Annotated in this window: 19 protein-coding genes; 11 read left to right on the top strand and 8 right to left on the bottom strand. The window is 36.2% G+C overall.

The genetic code is table 11. The features are described from left to right. The first annotated feature begins 162 nt into the window (after positions 1-162). A complete protein-coding gene (locus ES765_RS00870) occupies positions 163-1134 on the top strand; it encodes a phosphotransferase (protein ID WP_249356170.1) in 972 nt (323 codons plus the stop codon). After that, the gene (locus ES765_RS00865; RefSeq protein ID WP_138110675.1) at positions 1131-2405 is read left to right on the top strand and encodes an ADP-ribosylglycohydrolase family protein; all 1275 of its coding nucleotides are present in this window, start codon (positions 1131-1133) and stop codon (positions 2403-2405) included. Before ES765_RS00870 ends, ES765_RS00865 begins: the two co-directional genes overlap by 4 nt. 127 nt (positions 2406-2532) lie before the next feature. Here ES765_RS00865 and ES765_RS00860 read toward each other — a convergent pair whose 3' ends face one another. The 5 genes from ES765_RS00860 to ES765_RS00840 form a co-directional block, all read right to left on the bottom strand. Beyond that, complete coding sequence (locus tag ES765_RS00860) at positions 2533-2964, bottom strand: GH32 C-terminal domain-containing protein (protein ID WP_138110673.1); 432 nt, start codon at positions 2962-2964, stop codon at positions 2533-2535. Between the two features lie 68 nt (positions 2965-3032). Further along, positions 3033-3374, bottom strand: a complete 342-nt coding sequence (locus ES765_RS00855; RefSeq protein ID WP_138110671.1) for a glycoside hydrolase family 32 protein — start codon at positions 3372-3374, stop codon at positions 3033-3035. A 53-nt stretch (positions 3375-3427) separates the two neighbouring features. Further along, complete coding sequence (locus ES765_RS00850) at positions 3428-3574, bottom strand: glycoside hydrolase family 32 protein (RefSeq protein WP_138110669.1); 147 nt, start codon at positions 3572-3574, stop codon at positions 3428-3430. 36 nt (positions 3575-3610) lie between these two features. Further along, entirely contained in the window at positions 3611-3736 is a 126-nt protein-coding gene (locus ES765_RS22515; protein ID WP_138110667.1) for a glycoside hydrolase family 32 protein, read from the bottom strand. A gap of 23 nt (positions 3737-3759) precedes the next feature. Next, the gene (locus ES765_RS00840; RefSeq protein ID WP_138110665.1) at positions 3760-3882 is read right to left on the bottom strand and encodes a hypothetical protein; all 123 of its coding nucleotides are present in this window, start codon (positions 3880-3882) and stop codon (positions 3760-3762) included. Positions 3883-4045: 163 nt separating this feature from the next. Here ES765_RS00840 and ES765_RS00835 point away from each other — a divergent pair, with 163 nt between their 5' ends. From ES765_RS00835 to ES765_RS00820, 4 genes are read left to right on the top strand one after another with little or no spacing between them, the layout of a single operon-like run. Beyond that, the gene (locus ES765_RS00835; RefSeq protein ID WP_138110663.1) at positions 4046-4552 is read left to right on the top strand and encodes a rhodanese-like domain-containing protein; all 507 of its coding nucleotides are present in this window, start codon (positions 4046-4048) and stop codon (positions 4550-4552) included. Positions 4553-4583: 31 nt separating this feature from the next. Further along, a complete protein-coding gene (locus ES765_RS00830) occupies positions 4584-5261 on the top strand; it encodes a TIGR04282 family arsenosugar biosynthesis glycosyltransferase (protein ID WP_138110661.1) in 678 nt (225 codons plus the stop codon). After that, the gene (locus tag ES765_RS00825; RefSeq protein ID WP_138110659.1) at positions 5258-6073 is read left to right on the top strand and encodes a purine-nucleoside phosphorylase; all 816 of its coding nucleotides are present in this window, start codon (positions 5258-5260) and stop codon (positions 6071-6073) included. Before ES765_RS00830 ends, ES765_RS00825 begins: the two co-directional genes overlap by 4 nt. Before the next feature lie 44 nt (positions 6074-6117). Continuing rightward, a complete protein-coding gene (locus tag ES765_RS00820; protein ID WP_138110657.1) occupies positions 6118-6822 on the top strand; it encodes a TIGR04283 family arsenosugar biosynthesis glycosyltransferase in 705 nt (234 codons plus the stop codon). 3 nt (positions 6823-6825) lie between these two features. Here the strand turns inward: ES765_RS00820 and ES765_RS00815 are convergent, their stop codons facing one another. The 3 genes from ES765_RS00815 to ES765_RS00805 form a co-directional block, all read right to left on the bottom strand. Next, entirely contained in the window at positions 6826-7851 is a 1026-nt protein-coding gene (locus ES765_RS00815) for an N-acetylmuramoyl-L-alanine amidase (protein WP_138110655.1), read from the bottom strand. Between the two features lie 62 nt (positions 7852-7913). Then, a complete protein-coding gene (locus ES765_RS00810; protein ID WP_138110653.1) occupies positions 7914-8921 on the bottom strand; it encodes a glycoside hydrolase family 113 in 1008 nt (335 codons plus the stop codon). Between the two features lie 130 nt (positions 8922-9051). Beyond that, positions 9052-9762, bottom strand: coding sequence for a DUF547 domain-containing protein (locus ES765_RS00805; protein WP_138110652.1), 711 nt, complete (start codon positions 9760-9762; stop codon positions 9052-9054). A 230-nt stretch (positions 9763-9992) separates the two neighbouring features. Here ES765_RS00805 and ES765_RS00800 point away from each other — a divergent pair, with 230 nt between their 5' ends. The 5 genes from ES765_RS00800 (at position 9993) to ES765_RS00780 (ending at position 16786) form a co-directional block, all read left to right on the top strand. After that, entirely contained in the window at positions 9993-11339 is a 1347-nt protein-coding gene (locus ES765_RS00800; RefSeq protein WP_138110650.1) for an NAD(P)/FAD-dependent oxidoreductase, read from the top strand. Positions 11340-11351: 12 nt separating this feature from the next. Further along, positions 11352-12932, top strand: coding sequence for a 4Fe-4S binding protein (locus ES765_RS00795; protein WP_138110648.1), 1581 nt, complete (start codon positions 11352-11354; stop codon positions 12930-12932). Between the two features lie 150 nt (positions 12933-13082). Further along, positions 13083-15491: an alpha-L-rhamnosidase C-terminal domain-containing protein gene (locus ES765_RS00790; protein ID WP_138110646.1), complete on the top strand. Its 2409-nt coding sequence runs from the start codon at positions 13083-13085 to the stop codon at positions 15489-15491. A gap of 114 nt (positions 15492-15605) precedes the next feature. Then, a complete protein-coding gene (locus tag ES765_RS00785; RefSeq protein WP_138110644.1) occupies positions 15606-16097 on the top strand; it encodes a toxin-antitoxin system YwqK family antitoxin in 492 nt (163 codons plus the stop codon). Further along, a complete protein-coding gene (locus ES765_RS00780) occupies positions 16097-16786 on the top strand; it encodes a glycosyltransferase family 2 protein (protein WP_138110642.1) in 690 nt (229 codons plus the stop codon). Before ES765_RS00785 ends, ES765_RS00780 begins: the two co-directional genes overlap by 1 nt. Position 16787: the final 1 nt, after the last annotated feature.

The following is a 16787-nucleotide window of genomic DNA, read 5'->3' as shown; positions in this document are numbered from 1 at the left end:
CATAAAAAATAAACTTCAAACCCAATACCACTAAAGCTATCTACTATTAAAACAACACCTCTCCTATAATCTACGGTACTGGCGACAACCGAATTAATTCTTTAGGGTCCGATATTTTTTTGCATAAACACCTATCTTTCAAAAATTGTAAATGCAAAAGTTTTGATTCAAATTAATGAAGACAGCTCGTTTATTTCCATAGAAAACTATTTAACCTCTATGGGTTGGTTAAAAGAAAAGGAACATCTTATCAATATCACCAAGGCTGGTGAAGGCAACATGAATGTAGTACTTCGTGTAACTACTAACTTACGCTCTATTATCGTAAAACAATCTAGACCTTTTGTTCAGAAACACCAAGACATACCAGCTCCCTTGAACAGAATTGTTGTAGAAAACACATTTTATTCTGCCATTCAATCTGGAGCAATCAAAAAACATTTTCCAGCAATAATTGGATTTGACACAGAATCCTATAGTTTAGTAATGGAAGATTTGGGTGGTTGTGATGACATGAATTTTATTTATGAGCAACGCTCGATTTCCAATCAAAATTTAGACACATTGATTGCGGTTAGCCATCATATACATTCTACCGTGCCACCCACAAATTTTCCCCTAAACTTGGAAATGCGCGAACTCAACCACCAACACATATTTGTACTTCCGTTTAAAAAGGATAATGGGTTCTCTTTGGATACTATTCAACCAGGATTACAAAAACTATCCATACCCTTCAAAGAAGACTTAGATTTAAGAGAACAGGTCACCTTAATTGGTGAAAAATATTTATCGAAAGGAAATACGCTGCTACACGGTGATTACTATCCAGGTAGTTGGATGGCTAAAGATGACCATCTATATATAATAGATCCTGAATTTGGTTTTGTTGGTTTTGCAGAATTTGATATGGGAGTTATGGCGGCACACCTAATCATGGCAACCCATGATATTTCTTATTTAAGAAAAATAAAAAACTCATACCCTAGCCTATTAGATACCCAACTATTGAAAAAAATAGCTGGTATAGAAATTATGCGGCGATTAATCGGACTAGCACAACTCCCTTTGAGCAGAACTTTAGAGGAGAAACGAGAATTATTAATGATTAGCAAAAACATGATCCTATCATGAGACATTATTATATCCTTATATTTTTTTTCACAGTAGCATGTAAAAATGAAGTCAAAACTTTTGACATCCCCTCCCCTACAAATAGTAATTACGAGAGTGCTGAAATACACTTAGCAGATTCGGTCTATTACGACAAAGTATTGGGTGCATTAGTGGGCTCTGCTATTGGCGATGCCATGGGAGCATCTACAGAAATGTGGCACAGAAAGGATATTCAACTTAGCTATGGTTATATTAATGGCTTGACCGCAGCGGTACGAGAACAATCTCCAGAAGGAATTTGGGAGCACAATCTTTTATCGGGTGCTACAACAGATGATACCCGTTGGAAAAGCCTGATGGTCCACTACTTTAAGGCCAACCATAATACTGTAACCCCAGATAATTTTGCCCTATTCATCATCGAATACTATAATAGCCTAACAAAAGCGCTTGCGAATAAAGACATTCAAACAAGTACGGATGCGCTCGATGCGCAAATAGAAAAAATTGACTGGATTAAGGAATGGGCCAGAGTAGCAATGGCTTATAAAAAGGACAAAAAATCTTACTTGCAAGCACAGAATCGTTTTTATGGTGGCGAAATGTCCTGTGCTGGACAACTATACACCCCAATGATTGGGCTTATTTCTAAATCTCCATTAGAAGCCTACCAAAAAGCTTATGACCTTAGTTTATTTGATATTGGTTACGCAAAAGATATTTCAGCACTGGTTTCAACCATGACGCATATGGCATTGCGAACTCAAGAAATGGATTCTATCATGAACTCCCCTAAATTTATAGACCCTATTGGGTATGCAGATAGTAGATTGGTAGGTCGTATCCCTAATATAATACTCGATGGAGCGCAAAAAAACGTTCGCCGTATAAATCAACTTGTTTTAATAGATTCTTTACTCTTGAAAGACTCTATAGTTTTTAGAGCACCGAAAGGGTATGCCGGTTCGAAAATAGATTGGGTGAGACAAGAAATGCTCTATCAATTACTTGAAAAAGATAAACGAAGCATTGCTTTTCATTCTGCAGAAATTTGGCAAATATTGGTCACTGGCCTCGAATTTGGTAATGGCGACTTTGAAAAAACCATGCAGTTCATAGTCAATTATGGGCGAGATAATGATACCGTTGCCGCAGTTGCTGGAATGATTTTAGGCGCAAAATTGGGTTATAAAGAACTTCCCCAACAATTAAGGGAAACCATATTAAACGTCAACAAAGAAAACTTAGGCATTGACCTAGAAGCGCTAGCTAAAGAAATGGTTCAATAAAACCAAGCAATCATATTCGCTCTACTTTTCGCTCTTTTAAATCATCTATTTTCAATAGCTCAGTAGATGTGTTTATAAGTGTTAATTCTGAATAGAATTCGTAAGGGAATACTTGATTAGTCATTACTTACTGACCTTCATTCACAAGCAGTTCTATAGAAGAATAATCTAAAAGTATTTTCACCTCAATAGTCCCTTTTGGTAGATGCGAAATGTCCATTTTCTGTAAACTAAGCGCAAATTTTTCGCTAAAACCGGTTTTACCTGATATGACCCGGCTAAAGGTTACCATTTGGATTTCACTATCAATTAAAATAGCTAAACTAACCCCAACCTCATTACTGAAATACATTTGAATCTCAGGTTTTTTAACCGTGAACTTTATTTCAGATTGATTGCCATACTTAAAGGTAATTATTTTCTTCTGATTCTCCTTTAGTTTAATTTCAGCATTAACATAAGCTTTAACCAATATTTCGTTGAATTTATCCACAAGATAGTTCACTAAAAATACCTCATCGTCAATTTCACGTAATGTCAATTTTCTAGGTACAATCATGGCCTACGCCATTTTTTGGTGGGGGTTTCACGGGCATAATTCCAATTACTCATCTACCCTATAAATATTTACTCATTATTTGGAGTATTATTATAAGTGACACCTGCATAATTATCTCTTCCTAAATCAATCCACTTTTCTTCAACTTGGTCTGTTGTAAATGTATTTCCATCAAAATTACCAATAAAATACTGTGTTCCACTACCTCCGTTAGGTGCACCAGGATTGGTACTAATCAATAATACCCATTTCTCTTCATCAGTGCCTTCAATTTTCAAAGGAAACAAATCGGGACATTCCCATACGCCGCCATGGATACCATTATCCTTTCCAAATTCACTAACTTTTTCCAATTCCTTTAGATTTGGTGAATTCCGTATTTGCAAATGGCCTCCCGCTACTAAAAGCATGGTCTAATTTTATTCTTTTTCATTCCAAAAAACCTTTGGGTCCCTAAAATCCTTTATTCAATTATTACCAATAACAAGATTACCTTCATACTTAGTTCAACGTCTCCCCTATCTAAACTGAAGGCAATACCCTGCGTTTGAAAATTAGTTCGACCTGCCTGTTCACCTTCCATATCATGATACGTAAAAATAGCAACCATTGCCAGGTTGTCTTGGGCACCAAAACCAGCGGTATTCTATTTATCAACCACCACACTACCAGAGAGGATTAATCCGTTCTTATCTGAAAAAAGTGCTATTAGCTCGTACTCCCATTTCACTAAATCTTCACTAATTGGATGCCCCAATGCGTAGGACCCCATACCGTACTATCTGGGTAATATTGTTAGAATAAATGATACGTTCCCTTGTTATAAACGAGTCCGTTAGAATCGTTCATCCATTTTTCTTCTGGTGTAAAATGAAACTGTGGCTTATATGTTTCCGTATAATACATAGATGCATCCATTTCTGCTTACTTATCGCACTTTTTAATCTCCTGTTTACATCCAAAATTGGATAGAACCATAATAATCTGTAACAACTTGGAAACTCTATTTAGCAAAGATTTAACCATAAATCTATTTTTATTTCTATTTACCTTGGACTCTAAAAATAGTACATTTGTAATAATGAAGTCAACCAATAATCGACTAATTTTCAGCGTACTCCTCCTTATTTCTTTTTCAATAATCAGTTGGGGTCAAGATGATATGGATCGTGCTTTAAAAACTTGGAATAAAGAATCCATCCCCTATATCCATCCTGAAAATTTACCCATCCCAGATTCAATTGTGTATTTGGATACTAGAGAGAAAGAGGAATTTGACGTTAGTCATTTAAAAAATGCCCTATGGGTAGGTTATTCTAATTTCAGCGAAGAAGAAGTACTTCGTAATATACCTAACAAAGCTCAACCAATAATTGTATACTGCTCGATTGGTGTTCGTTCAGAAAATATTGGAGAAAAATTAAAGAGTCTAGGGTATACAAAAATACTGAACCTTTACGGTGGTATTTTTGAGTGGAAAAATCAAGGTGGCGACGTATTCAATTCTAAAAACATCTTAACCGATAGTGTGCATGCCTTTAGCAAACAATGGGGAAAGTTATTACACGAAGGAGTAAAGGCATACTAATTAGGAGTTAGGAAAAACTAAAAAAATAACTTTGGGAATATTACAAAATAACAAAGCGGAGCGAGACGACAAAGTAATTGATTTCACATTGGCCAACTCAAATAATCTATTACTTATTTTTACCAGAAACCCGGAATTAGGTAAAGGAAAAAGACGGTTAGCTGCCACTGTTGGTGATGAATCTGCATTAGAAATCTATCAATTTCTATTAAATCATACTGTAAAAATCACAAGTCACCTATATGCCGAAAAGCTAGTGTATTATTCTGAAGAAATTTGGGAAAAGGATATTTGGGACAATAGCCGGTATGGCAAAAAACTACAGCAAGGAAAGGATTTAGGTGTACGAATGTCTAATGCCTTTCAGGAGGGATTCCAAAACAGATTTCAAAAAATCATTATCATTGGTAGTGATATGTTTGATTTATCGCAGGAAGATATAGAAAATGGGTTTAAAGCCTTGGAAACAAATGATTTTGTAGTAGGACCGGCTGAAGATGGAGGGTATTATTTACTAGGGATGAAAAAATTCGTACCCCAACTTTTTAAAGACAAAGACTGGGGAACGGAAACTGTCCTAAAAGACACCATTACCGACCTTAAGAGTGAAAAAATAGCCCTTTTGGACACTAGAAACGACGTAGATTATTACGAAGATATAAAGGATATCGAAGCCTTTAAACCTTTTTTAAAACATATAAATTCATGATAAAAAAACAATTATTAGAATCTGTAGCATACCTTAAAAACAAGGGTTTTGACAAACCCGAAATAGGAATTGTACTTGGTACCGGCTTGGGTAAATTGGCAGATAAAATTGAAGACCCGATTGATGCCCATTATAATCATATTCCATTTTTTCCATTGGCAACCGTAGAGTTTCACACGGGTAAATTAGTATATGGAACTATTTCTGGCAAGAAAGTGGTGGTTATGCAAGGTCGCTTTCATTTATATGAAGGCTATGATTTTTTAGATATTACATACCCTATACGTGTTATGCATATGCTTGGAATTACCAAGCTATTCATTTCAAATGCTGCAGGTGCACTTAATTTAAACTACAAAAAAGGCGATATGATGTTGATTGAAGACCATATCAACTTGCAAGGCGGATCGCCTTTAGCTTTTAAAAATGTAAGTGAATACGGTGAGCGTTTTGCAGACATGTCAGAGCCGTATGATGTTGATATGCGCAATAAGTTACTAGCTATAGCTAAAGCCAATAATATATCATTGAAAACCGGAGTCTATGCTTCAGTTGTTGGACCTCAATTGGAAACAAAAGCAGAGTATCGAATGATTAAAATACTTGGAGCCGATGCCGTAGGTATGAGTACGGTGCCAGAAGTAATTGTAGCCAACCATTTATCGCTACCTATTGTAGCCGTTTCAGTTTTAACCGATGAATGTGACCCCGATAATCTTAAGCCTGTAGATATCAGCGAAATTATTGCTATAGCAGAACAAACAGAACCTAAAATGGTTAAATTGTTTCAGGAATTGATTAAGCAATTGTAAGTTAATCCATTTTTTCGCTACCATAAGGAAGCAAATAGGTACATATGAGTGCTTTCAAGCCAACAATAAGTATTATTATTCCGGTTTTAAATGAGGCCGATTATATAAAGAAAGTACTCCTGTCTATTTCTCAAAATACTGGTTCTGAACGTATAAAAGAAATTTTGGTAATTGATGGAGGGAGTTCCGATCAAACAAGAACTAACGCCCTTGAATTTGGTGCGACGGTCATTTCGAGTGAAAAGGGCAGAGCTATACAAATGAACCTTGGTGCTAAAAAAGCCACTGGTGATCTCCTCTATTTTTTACATGTAGACTCACTACCTCCAAAAAACTTTGACTTAGCCATTCTACAAGCTGAAGCCGTTGGTAATGAAGTGGGCTGTTTTCAAATGCGTTTTAATAGTGATAGTCGCTTTCTGAAATTCTTTGCTTGGTGCACAAGAATCAATCACCAGCTTTGTCGTGGTGGCGACCAATCACTTTTTATTTCCAATAAATTATTTCAGGAGACTAAGGGATTCAACGAAAGTTATGTCATCTATGAAGATAACGAGTTTATCCAACGGATATATAAATTAAAACCTTTTAAGATTATAGCTGCCACAGTAACTACTTCGCCGCGACGGTATGAAGAAAAAGGAATGGTAAAATTACAATGGCATTTTGGTATGATTCACTTAAAGCACTACCTCGGGGCAAAACCACAAGAATTACATCAGTATTACTTAAAGCATATCGCGGTATAATACCTATTTTTCTTCGTAGTCCAACAACACTCCTTCACTTATCCATTTTGCCAAAGCCTGTCGGTTATCTGGATCTAATATTCTAACCTGATCTTTCGCATTTCGAATATTTCCAATTTCGATAAACGTCATTGCAGGGTGTGTTTTCTTCACTAAATATAGTGATGTTCTATCTTCAAAAGTACCTGCGTAGCTTCTGTTGGGTTGGTATTTTTTATACTTAGCATCAAAGGTTTTATGAATACTTTCAGCCAATTTTTCGCCATTCTTACTATTTTCATGATGATAGAAGAAAACATCAATATTCTGACCCACACTCCTACTATCTACATGGGTTACTAGTAGGCGTTGGTATTTACCTTTATTCTCTTTATAAAGTTGGTTAACAATATCTACTCGTTGTTTTAATCGCTCAACTTGGTTTAAGGGTATCACCTTATCTGGGTAAGCAACTTCATCATGATCGATTTCAAGAATTTTTTCATCGCGTATGCCATCATTTTCATCTTGTATGATAATATAAACCGTTGCACCATGCGCCAATAATTCTTTCGCTAATCGCAGCATAATATCATACGCATATTCATCTTCTGCAATAGTCTTACCTGCATAGGTTCCCAGAGCACCTGGATCAGGCCCACCATGACCAGAAACCAAATAATACACGTTACCGGTAAGCCTTTCGCTTTTGGCAATTACGGTTTTATACTTTTCACCAAAAATTGCATAACTAGCGCTTTCTAATTTCTTAATATCTGTTGACTGTTTTTGAATCGAGTTAATAATCAGTACCGTATCTAGAATCACCTTTGGTATCACATATGTTTTACCTGCAATGAGATGCACACTATCTCTTAAATCATGATTATTTAGGATCACAAATTCCTCAAATACTTCATAGGGATTAACACCCTGTTTACGTAAAAGGGAAAGAATACCATCACCAGGTTCGGCCTTTACGGTTGTCAACGTATCTTGGCTAATAGAAGCTTGAGAGATACATACCAATAAAATTAAATACCTAAACATATGATAAGGGAAACAAAGTTTATGCCATCTTTTAAAAAAGTTAACAGCCTGCAAAATTTAAACTATTCACTATACTTTTTGTAGTTCTCGCTGATTATTTTTAGTGATGGTTTATTCTGAGGTGTAAATCTGTTGTCATTTTCTCCACCAGCGGTATCATGGTTTGCAAACCATTTCCAAACATAACCACCTGCAAACCATTTCTCGCCCCAAAACTCAGCAAAAATGGCTTTTTTACAATTCATTTGTGACACCATATTCGGTTTTTCTTCGGTACGGTCTACAAGCCAAGGTTTCTTGGCTGAATAATCCATACTTCTATATCCATATTCCGTAAAGAGAATTTGTTTTTGGGTTTCGGTAGATAAGTCAAGCATCTTGGTTTTCCAAGGTTGCCATCCGGAAACAAGTTCCTCTACTGTTGGAGTTTTGGACTCGGATAACGGGAAATAGGCGTCTATCCCAATATAATCTAACTGTTTCCAAAAGGGTACGCGGTCAAATTCATCCCAATTTGCTGTATAAGTGAGCTTCCCTTTGTAAACTTGTCGAATTTTAGGTATTAACGTATTCCAATACGCTGGCCTATTTTTAACAAACTGCTCCAATTCAGTTCCAATACATAACACATCTACTTTGCTTTCTTTCGCTAATTGAGCAAAAGTCATAATAAAGTCACTGTAAGATTCTTCTAATTGTTTCCAATGTGCTTCACTATCCATTTTAAGCACTCCGGTAAAGACTCCTTTTGAAATCCAGATTTGTGGTTTCAGCATTACTGAAATACCATTTTTATGAAGCATATCAATATATTGCTTTGCCCCATTCTTAGTTTCACCAAACCATTGCCTATCCGTGTTAAAACTGATTTTCGGATTATTCACTTCCCTTATAAAACCAAAAGGCATAACAGCAGCACTGTTTGAATTTACTTGCATTACAGCCTCTACTTGCTCTTGAGCCACCTCTTCTCGCGAAGCAACAAAACTTACCCCGTTAATTTTTTTATACACCTGTCCGTAGCAGGAAAACTGAATCATACATGCTAATAGGAGCCCTAATTTTTTCATTTCTGAACTACTTGTATCACCAAAATTATACTATTTACAGTGTGATAGCAACAGGCCGCACACACAACTATTTATTAATACGACCTTATTTAAGCATAAGACCAATCGTAAAGACATATTAAAAATACTGCTATTTGGAATTTAAGGTCCAATCATAAGGGTAGTAGCCCAACTGAATTGCAGCAGGTAGCCTTGACGTCCTGAATTTATTTATAAACGCAATTATACCGCCTGCATTCTCAAAATCAGATTTATACCATTCAAAAATTTTCGAAACGTTAGCAGTATTCCCTTCAACTCTTATGAAATTTGAATCATTCAATGCTTTAGCCGTTTGTCGTTGTAATTGCGTTTCTAATAATTCAGGGGCGTAAACTTCATCTATAATTGGAGGACAACCTAAACCTGCACAGACCAACACAAAATGAAAGCGAGGTTCGTTAGGGAATTTAAACCGTAATAATTCGTTCTCAATTCCATTTAATGTTGTCGTTTTATCGCCAACATTATATTGCTTCTTATCAAAAAACCCATCTACATCCAAAGGAGATTTCAAAGGGTAATTATCTACAATACCTTTTATGACCAATAAGTTATACGTATTAATCCAAAATGCTTGATATTCATTTGGCTTTCCTTCCATAACATTTATATTCTTGGCCATATCCACTAGAGCATTTAATTGAGCAGGTTGCTCGACTATTACTTTGTAATCAACCTTACCGTTTGATACATGGGTTTTTAAGAACGCATCTGTAGCATTGAAATAAGCATCCATTTGTTGTGCCTTTGCTATTGATATTCCTAAGAAAAAAACCAATACTACTATTTTGTATTTCATGTCAATCAATTTCAACTCTCTAATGATAAGTCGCACTATTTGGCCTAAACCAACATTATACTATCTTTTACCCAAGCTTACAGTTTCCTACACGTAATTAATACTACCTTAGTTTCAATCGAACATAAGAACTTACAGCACCTTAGATTAATTATAAATTACCAAGTTTCAGGTACCTCTTGTAAAGTAACTATCTTTAGTTGCGACTAAATTTTTAAACCGATCACCATATGGATCATATCGTAATTATTGGTAATGGCGTTTCTGGAGTTACATTAGCCAGGCATATACGAAAGCTATCCGATAATAAAATCACCTTAATCTCAGCAGAATCAAATTATTTTTTTTCTCGTACGGCGCTCATGTATGTGTACATGGGTCACATGAAGTTTAAACATACCCAACCCTATGAGAACTGGTTCTGGAAAAAGAACCGAATAGACTTAGTGAATGGTTATGTAGAAACCATTCAAACGAAAAACAAAAAACTAGTACTAGCAGATGGTTCTTCAATTTCTTATGATAAGTTAGTCATTGCTACAGGATCTAAACCCAATAAATTTGGTTGGACAGGTCAAGATTTAAAAGGTGTTCAAGGTCTTTACTCAAAACAAGATTTAGAGTTACTTGAAAAGAATGCCCCTAATAATACGACCTGTAAACGGGCTGTTATCGTTGGTGGTGGACTCATAGGTATTGAAATGGCCGAAATGCTGCGTTCTAGAGATATACCTGTAACCTTTCTTGTACGGGAAAAGAGTTTTTGGAACGGTGTTTTACCCGCAGGGGAATCTACTATGATTAATGAACACATTCTAGAACATCATATCGATTTACGGTTAGACACCAATTTAGAAGAGATTTTAGCCGATGAAAATGGAAGGGCAAGGGCAGTTGTGACTGATAAAGGCGACACGATTGAATGTAGTGTTGTTGGTTTAACTGCAGGAGTTACTCCAAATATTGATTTTCTGAAAGAATCTGGCATCAAACTAGGAAAAGGCGTAAAAGTTAATCGGTTTTTAGAAACAAACGTTAAAGATGTATATGCTATTGGTGATTGTGCTGAACAGCATGAAGGTATTGGTAGCAGAAGACCTATAGAGGCAGTTTGGTACACAGGACGGATGATGGGCGAAACACTAGCACAAACACTTTGTGGTAAGTCTAGAGAATATAATCCCGGACATTGGTTCAACTCTGCCAAATTCTTGGATATTGAATACCAGACCTACGGTTGGGTGTTCAGCGAAGGAAGTAAAGAAGACTACGAACATCATTTTCACTGGAGGCATCCCAAAGAAAAAATTTGTATCACTATTGCATTTCACAAGGACACCATGAAATTGTTGGGTATCAATACCTTTGGTATACGCATGCGACATGAAATTTTTGACCAATGGCTTACCGAGAATCAAGATGTAGATCATGTAATGACCTACCTAAAGGATGCAAATTTCGACCCAGAGTTTTACAAACTATATGAAGATGAAATTGTAGCCAAATACAATGCGGAATTCGATAAACATATCTGTGCGAAAAAGAAAAGTTGGAAACGAATTTTTAGCAAAGCTTAACGAATAAGGAAAATGAAAGTACTTCAAAATATAGGAATAGTTATCTTTTTGGTTGGTCTAAGCATATTTACAGCCTTACCACTTCTTGGAACATTTAAAGTGGAGACTACCATATTGGAAGAATTAGTAGCCGATAATTTAATTAAAAGTGAATTATTCATCATTGATTTGGAAAAAGAGGTTTTAGAAAAAGAGTTTAAGGGTATCCAGAGTTTGTCTCCGATTATTGTGAACGCCTTGGAAAATGCCAATGCTACCCATAGAAAAAATAAAGAGTATAAAAAGATTACCTATACAAATTCTCGGAGTATAGCAGAATCTATCGCGAAAAAATCGGGAGTGGGGTTTATTGTAGAGAATAAAGGCCTTATGTGGTTCATGACCTTTGGCTTGGGTATTATTGGCGCACTCCTATTTATTATTCCTCAAGTGGTTCTTTTGGGCCCTAAAGGAATTAAAAATGATGGTATCTATCACCAAAACTCCACAAACAGGGGTTGGATTGCCTGGCTGGTTTTTATTTTTCTAGTTTCTTTTTACTTGTTGCTTTATTTCCGTCCAGAGTATGCGGTAAATTGGACATATTTAGTAGACCCACTAAGTGAAAGTTTAAGTGGAAACCCGGCAGGTCATTGGTTTGTATATGGTTTTATGTATTGTGTTGTAATGGCGGTAATGGCGGTGCGCATGTATATCAAATACCGCCACAACATATACCAAATGGTGAGAACAACCTCTGTATTGTTCTTTCAGATTGTATTCGCATTCCTAATTCCAGAAATTATGGTGCGTCTACAAATGCCTTACTATGATTTTAAAAATGCGTTTCCATTGGATTATGACTTCTTTTTTCAATGGAATTTAAAGACACTTTTAAATAGTGGTGGTATTGGTATTTTTATTCTTTTTTGGGGAGTAATACTAACATTAGTTATCGTACCCGTTATGGTATATTTCTTTGGAAAAAGATGGTACTGCTCTTGGGTTTGTGGTTGTGGCGGACTAGCAGAAACATTGGGAGACCCTTATAGACAACATTCGGATAAATCACTTTTCGCGTGGAAAGTAGAACGTTGGCTAGTTCACGGGGTGTTACTTTTCGCAGTTGTGATGACCGGTATGACGCTTTATAGTTTCTTTTCAGAAACCGGTACAGTTTTAGGCCTTAAGACTCAAAGTGTGCAAAATGTATATAGCCTTGCCGTAGGGTCTATTTTTGCCGGAGTGATCGGTACAGGATTTTATCCAATTTTCGGTAACAGGGTATGGTGTCGGTTTGGTTGCCCCCTAGCCGCTTATTTAGGGTTTGTTCAACGTTTTAAATCGCGGTTTAGAATTACCACTAACGGCGGCCAGTGTATATCATGTGGTAACTGTTCTACCTATTGCGAAATGGGAATTGATGTACGTGCCTATGCCCAAAAGGGTGAGAATATTGTTCGTTCTAGTTGTGTAGGTTGTGGTGTGTGTTCTGCTGTTTGCCCAAGAGGTGTGCTTAAATTAGAAAATGGACCTGAAAAAGGCCGTATTAATCCGACTGAGGTATTATTAGGCAACGATGTTAATCTTATAGATTTGGTGAATAAAAAATAGATTCTTTAATTTTGATGCTGAGCTTAGAATAAGCAACCTAAAATTCATATACAAGTTCTTAAGTTGATTAGAGAATCGATTACATGAAGCGTATTGTTTCACTACGCATGTAATCGACTGTATTCTTAGAACAAAACATATCAAATTCAAATGATACGCTATTTTCTCCTATTCTTCTTAATTGCTCTACCTATTCACGCCCAAGAAGAGCTTAATTATCCCGATGTTATTTATGGTGCTGAAAACATAAGCGCTAGTTGGGTAAGTCACCCAGATATAAAAGGTGGCGAAGACCGTATTATTTTATTTCGAAATACGTTTCAGATCGATGATAATTCAGAAGATTTTATTATCAATATAACTGCAGACAACCACTATTTTCTCTACGTAAATGGTACGTTGATTACCCACGGCCCACAGCTGAGCGATATTCAACATTGGAAATATGAGACCTTAAATTTAAAAGACTTTTTACAGAAAGGTGAAAATGTCTTGGCCGTAAAAGTTATCAATTTTGGAAAAAGAAGATTTCTAGGAATGCAGTCTATCTTCACAAGTTTAATGGTCAACGGTGTTACAGAGAATGCAAAAAAACTAAACACTACTGGTTTTGGTGATACATGGGCTTGCACCTTAGATGATTCGTATAAGGCCAATGAAGTTGTATGGCGAGGTAATGGAGATAAGGCTATCGTTGGTGGGTTTTACGCTAATAACCCTACCGATTATGTTGATATGAACAACTACGCTACCGGATGGGAATTACTAGATTTCAAGGATTCAAACTGGCAAAAAACAGAGTTTTTTGAAAATGCCAGTAGTATGGGTGGATCTATTGCATATTTACTAGAACCTCGAAACTTGCCTTTGTTATCGTGGGAAAAGGAACAAATAGGAAGCATTGTAAGGTCTTCCAAACCTACTATATCTAATTTTCCTTCCTCTGATGAATTTCAAATACCTGCGAACACAAAAACATCGTTCCTTATAGACCAGAAGTATGTTACCAATGGCTTTCCTGAATTGGTCTTCAGTAAAGGAAAAGGTGCTTCTATCCGTATAAAATATGCTGAAAACCTATTTGGCCCCAACAACTCGAAAGGTGATCGTAACATAATTGAAGGCAAACAACTTTTAGGATATTATGACCAAGTCATTTCTAACGGACTAAAACTTCAGAAATTCACGCCCAATTGGATGCGGACATTTAGATTTATTGAATTTGAGATTGAGACCAAAGACCAAGAGCTAATACTAAAAAAATTCACCAATCACAGGTCACGAACCACTATACCCTCTGTAGCACGATTCTCATCAGATAACGAAATGTATAACAGCATTTTTGAGATTTGCAAACGCACCATCGATATCTGTACGCAAGACTATTTTCTAAGTGATGCCTATTACGAGACCATGCAATACGTTGGTGACACTAAAATACAAGCTTTAATCTGGCAAGCGATGAGTGGTAATGCTGAGCACACCAAAAATGCTATTCGCCAATTTGACGATTCTAGAGATTCTGATGGTAATATTCTTGGTGCCTATCCGCTTCGATCTACATTTATTTACCCAACGTATTCTTTGGTATGGGTCGATATGATTGCCGACTACTACAATCTATCAGGAGATAAAGAATTCATAAATACCTATAAAGATGGTATTATCAACACCTTGGCCGGATTTGAAAAGAACATGAATGAATTGAATCTGGTCAATAAAACTCCTTACCGCTATTTTATAGATTGGTATACAGGCCCAAATAATGGTAGTGGTACAGCTACAAAAAATGACGGAGAAAATTCTGCTGTAGTTAGTTTACACTATGTTCATGCATTGCAAAACGCAGCCGTGTTATTTAAAGAAATTGGAGATATTACTACGTCTACAAAATATCAAAATCGAGCTGCTGATATTAAAAATTCGGTATATGAACTTTGTTTCGACACTGATAGAAACCTCTTTGCAGAACGACCAGATAAATCTATATATGACCAGCATACTAATATCATGGCAATTCTTACAAATGCAATTCCTAAAGAAAAACAAAAAGCATTACTGGTCAAAATCTTGAATGAGGAGGACCTGTTACAGGCTACGTATTATTATCGTTATTACCTATTTGAAGCTATCAAAAAAGTTAGGGCACCAGAATTATTCGATGTAGCCCAAAAACCATGGGAGAAGATGATTGAAAACCATATGACTACCACTTTAGAGCGTTTTGAAAGTGTTGAGAAACCAACCCGTTCAGAAGTGCATCCCTGGAGCGCCTCCCCTGCCTATTTTTATTTCAATTATTTGGCGGGAATTCAATCCGTTAAAAATAATTTTGAAGAGGTACTGATTGCCCCTGCACTTGGAGACCTTACTGAGATTGAAGGTTCACTACCCACTCCAAAAGGAAATATTGAATTTCATCTGAATAGAACCAAGAGTAAACTTTCCGCAGAAATTACACTACCCGCTACTATCAAAGGTAATTTTATTTGGAAGGAAATTACAATACCTCTTAAAGTAGGAAGAAATACGTACATCGTAAAGAATGAAGGTCACTAATCAATATGCCATTGAAAAACATAAGTGAATGCACAAATTCTTATTCACAGTATTTTACCCGATCTTTGGCAATAGCGTATGGCACAGTTTAACAACTGGTAGATAAAAATTAAAATGAAGCTACTAAAATTCGTTTACGGCATTCTTATTTGTTTGGGCTTGTTAGCTTTCACTAGTACTGAAGACAAACTGTATCAACGCATGTACTATGAAAACGGCACACTGGCCAGTGAAGGATGGATACGTTTTAATGTAAAAACCGATTATTGGACGTTCTATCACCCGAACGGAAAAAAGTCAGAACAAGGGTATTTCGCTTATGGCAAAAAGGAAAAATACTGGTTTTTCTATGACGAAAACAGAATACGCACCAAAGAAGGGCATTATGCCAAAAATATACAAGTAGGTTGGTGGTTGTTTTATGACAAAAAAGGTCGAATCAATCATAAGTGTCAATTGAAAAATAGTGTTGAAGACGGGTATTGTTTGAAATACAAAGACTCGAAATTGATATCTGCCAAGAAATATCGCGAGGGTGAGAAAATAAAAGAATGGTCCAATTTTAGTTCCTTCACAAAAGAAAATAGTTTATCAGATTTAAAATAATGTCCGATATTAAAGTAATAATTCCAGCTTTTAACGAAGCAGATTCCATTGCACATGTAATTAATGAACTACCTAGTTCGGTATCAGAGGTAATAGTTATTAACAATAATTCTTCCGATGATACGGTAAAAAATGCCCGTTCAGCGGGGGCTACCGTACTTACAGAGCTCAAAATGGGCTACGGTTATGCCTGTTTATGTGGTTTGAACTACGTTGCATCCCAATCCAAACACCCCGATATTATCGTATTTATCGATGGAGACTATTCTGATTATCCAGAAGAGCTGGATAAGGTCGTAGCTCCTATTTTGAATGACAATCTAGATTTTGTTGTAGGAGCCAGAAAAAGAAGTTTGCGTGAAGAGGGTTCAATGACCCCTCAACAAGTTTTTGGCAACTGGCTGGCCACATTTTTAATGCGCTTATTTTTTGGCGCAAAATTTACGGATTTGGGTCCTTTTCGAGCTATTAAATACGAAAAGCTCAATGAATTAAACATGGAGGATAAAACCTACGGATGGACGGTTGAAATGCAATTGAAAGTTTTAAAGAAAAAAATGACATATACCGAAGTACCAGTACGTTACAAAAGAAGAATTGGTGTTTCAAAAGTTTCTGGCACAGTAAAAGGTAGTATATTTGCGGGCATAAAAATTTTGGGGTGGATCTTCAAATACAGTATTAAATAAT

The sequence above is a fragment of the Maribacter sp. ACAM166 genome (genome assembly GCF_005771495.1).
In the GTDB taxonomy this organism is placed as follows: Bacteria; Bacteroidota; Bacteroidia; order Flavobacteriales; family Flavobacteriaceae; genus Maribacter.
This window is presented reverse-complemented; position numbering and strand designations above follow the sequence as displayed.

Bases quoted from the DNA above. Each gene is read 5' to 3' on its own strand.
- ES765_RS00850 (WP_138110669.1), bottom strand. From the start codon at position 3,574: ATGGTTGCTATTTTTACGTATCATGATATGGAAGGTGAACAGGCAGGT.
- ES765_RS00865 (WP_138110675.1), top strand. From the start codon at position 1,131: ATGAGACATTATTATATCCTTATATTTTTTTTCACAGTAGCATGTAAA.
- ES765_RS00855 (WP_138110671.1), bottom strand. From the start codon at position 3,374: ATGCTTTTAGTAGCGGGAGGCCATTTGCAAATACGGAATTCACCAAAT.
- ES765_RS00805 (WP_138110652.1), bottom strand. From the start codon at position 9,762: ATGAAATACAAAATAGTAGTATTGGTTTTTTTCTTAGGAATATCAATA.
- ES765_RS22515 (WP_138110667.1), bottom strand. From the start codon at position 3,736: ATGGGGTCCTACGCATTGGGGCATCCAATTAGTGAAGATTTAGTGAAA.
- ES765_RS00785 (WP_138110644.1), top strand. From the start codon at position 15,606: ATGAAGCTACTAAAATTCGTTTACGGCATTCTTATTTGTTTGGGCTTG.
- ES765_RS00810 (WP_138110653.1), bottom strand. From the start codon at position 8,921: ATGAAAAAATTAGGGCTCCTATTAGCATGTATGATTCAGTTTTCCTGC.
- ES765_RS00835 (WP_138110663.1), top strand. From the start codon at position 4,046: ATGAAGTCAACCAATAATCGACTAATTTTCAGCGTACTCCTCCTTATT.
- ES765_RS00780 (WP_138110642.1), top strand. From the start codon at position 16,097: ATGTCCGATATTAAAGTAATAATTCCAGCTTTTAACGAAGCAGATTCC.
- ES765_RS00825 (WP_138110659.1), top strand. From the start codon at position 5,258: ATGATAAAAAAACAATTATTAGAATCTGTAGCATACCTTAAAAACAAG.
- ES765_RS00795 (WP_138110648.1), top strand. From the start codon at position 11,352: ATGAAAGTACTTCAAAATATAGGAATAGTTATCTTTTTGGTTGGTCTA.
- ES765_RS00790 (WP_138110646.1), top strand. From the start codon at position 13,083: ATGATACGCTATTTTCTCCTATTCTTCTTAATTGCTCTACCTATTCAC.
- ES765_RS00815 (WP_138110655.1), bottom strand. From the start codon at position 7,851: ATGTTTAGGTATTTAATTTTATTGGTATGTATCTCTCAAGCTTCTATT.
- ES765_RS00860 (WP_138110673.1), bottom strand. From the start codon at position 2,964: ATGATTGTACCTAGAAAATTGACATTACGTGAAATTGACGATGAGGTA.
- ES765_RS00840 (WP_138110665.1), bottom strand. From the start codon at position 3,882: ATGGATGCATCTATGTATTATACGGAAACATATAAGCCACAGTTTCAT.
- ES765_RS00820 (WP_138110657.1), top strand. From the start codon at position 6,118: ATGAGTGCTTTCAAGCCAACAATAAGTATTATTATTCCGGTTTTAAAT.
- ES765_RS00800 (WP_138110650.1), top strand. From the start codon at position 9,993: ATGGATCATATCGTAATTATTGGTAATGGCGTTTCTGGAGTTACATTA.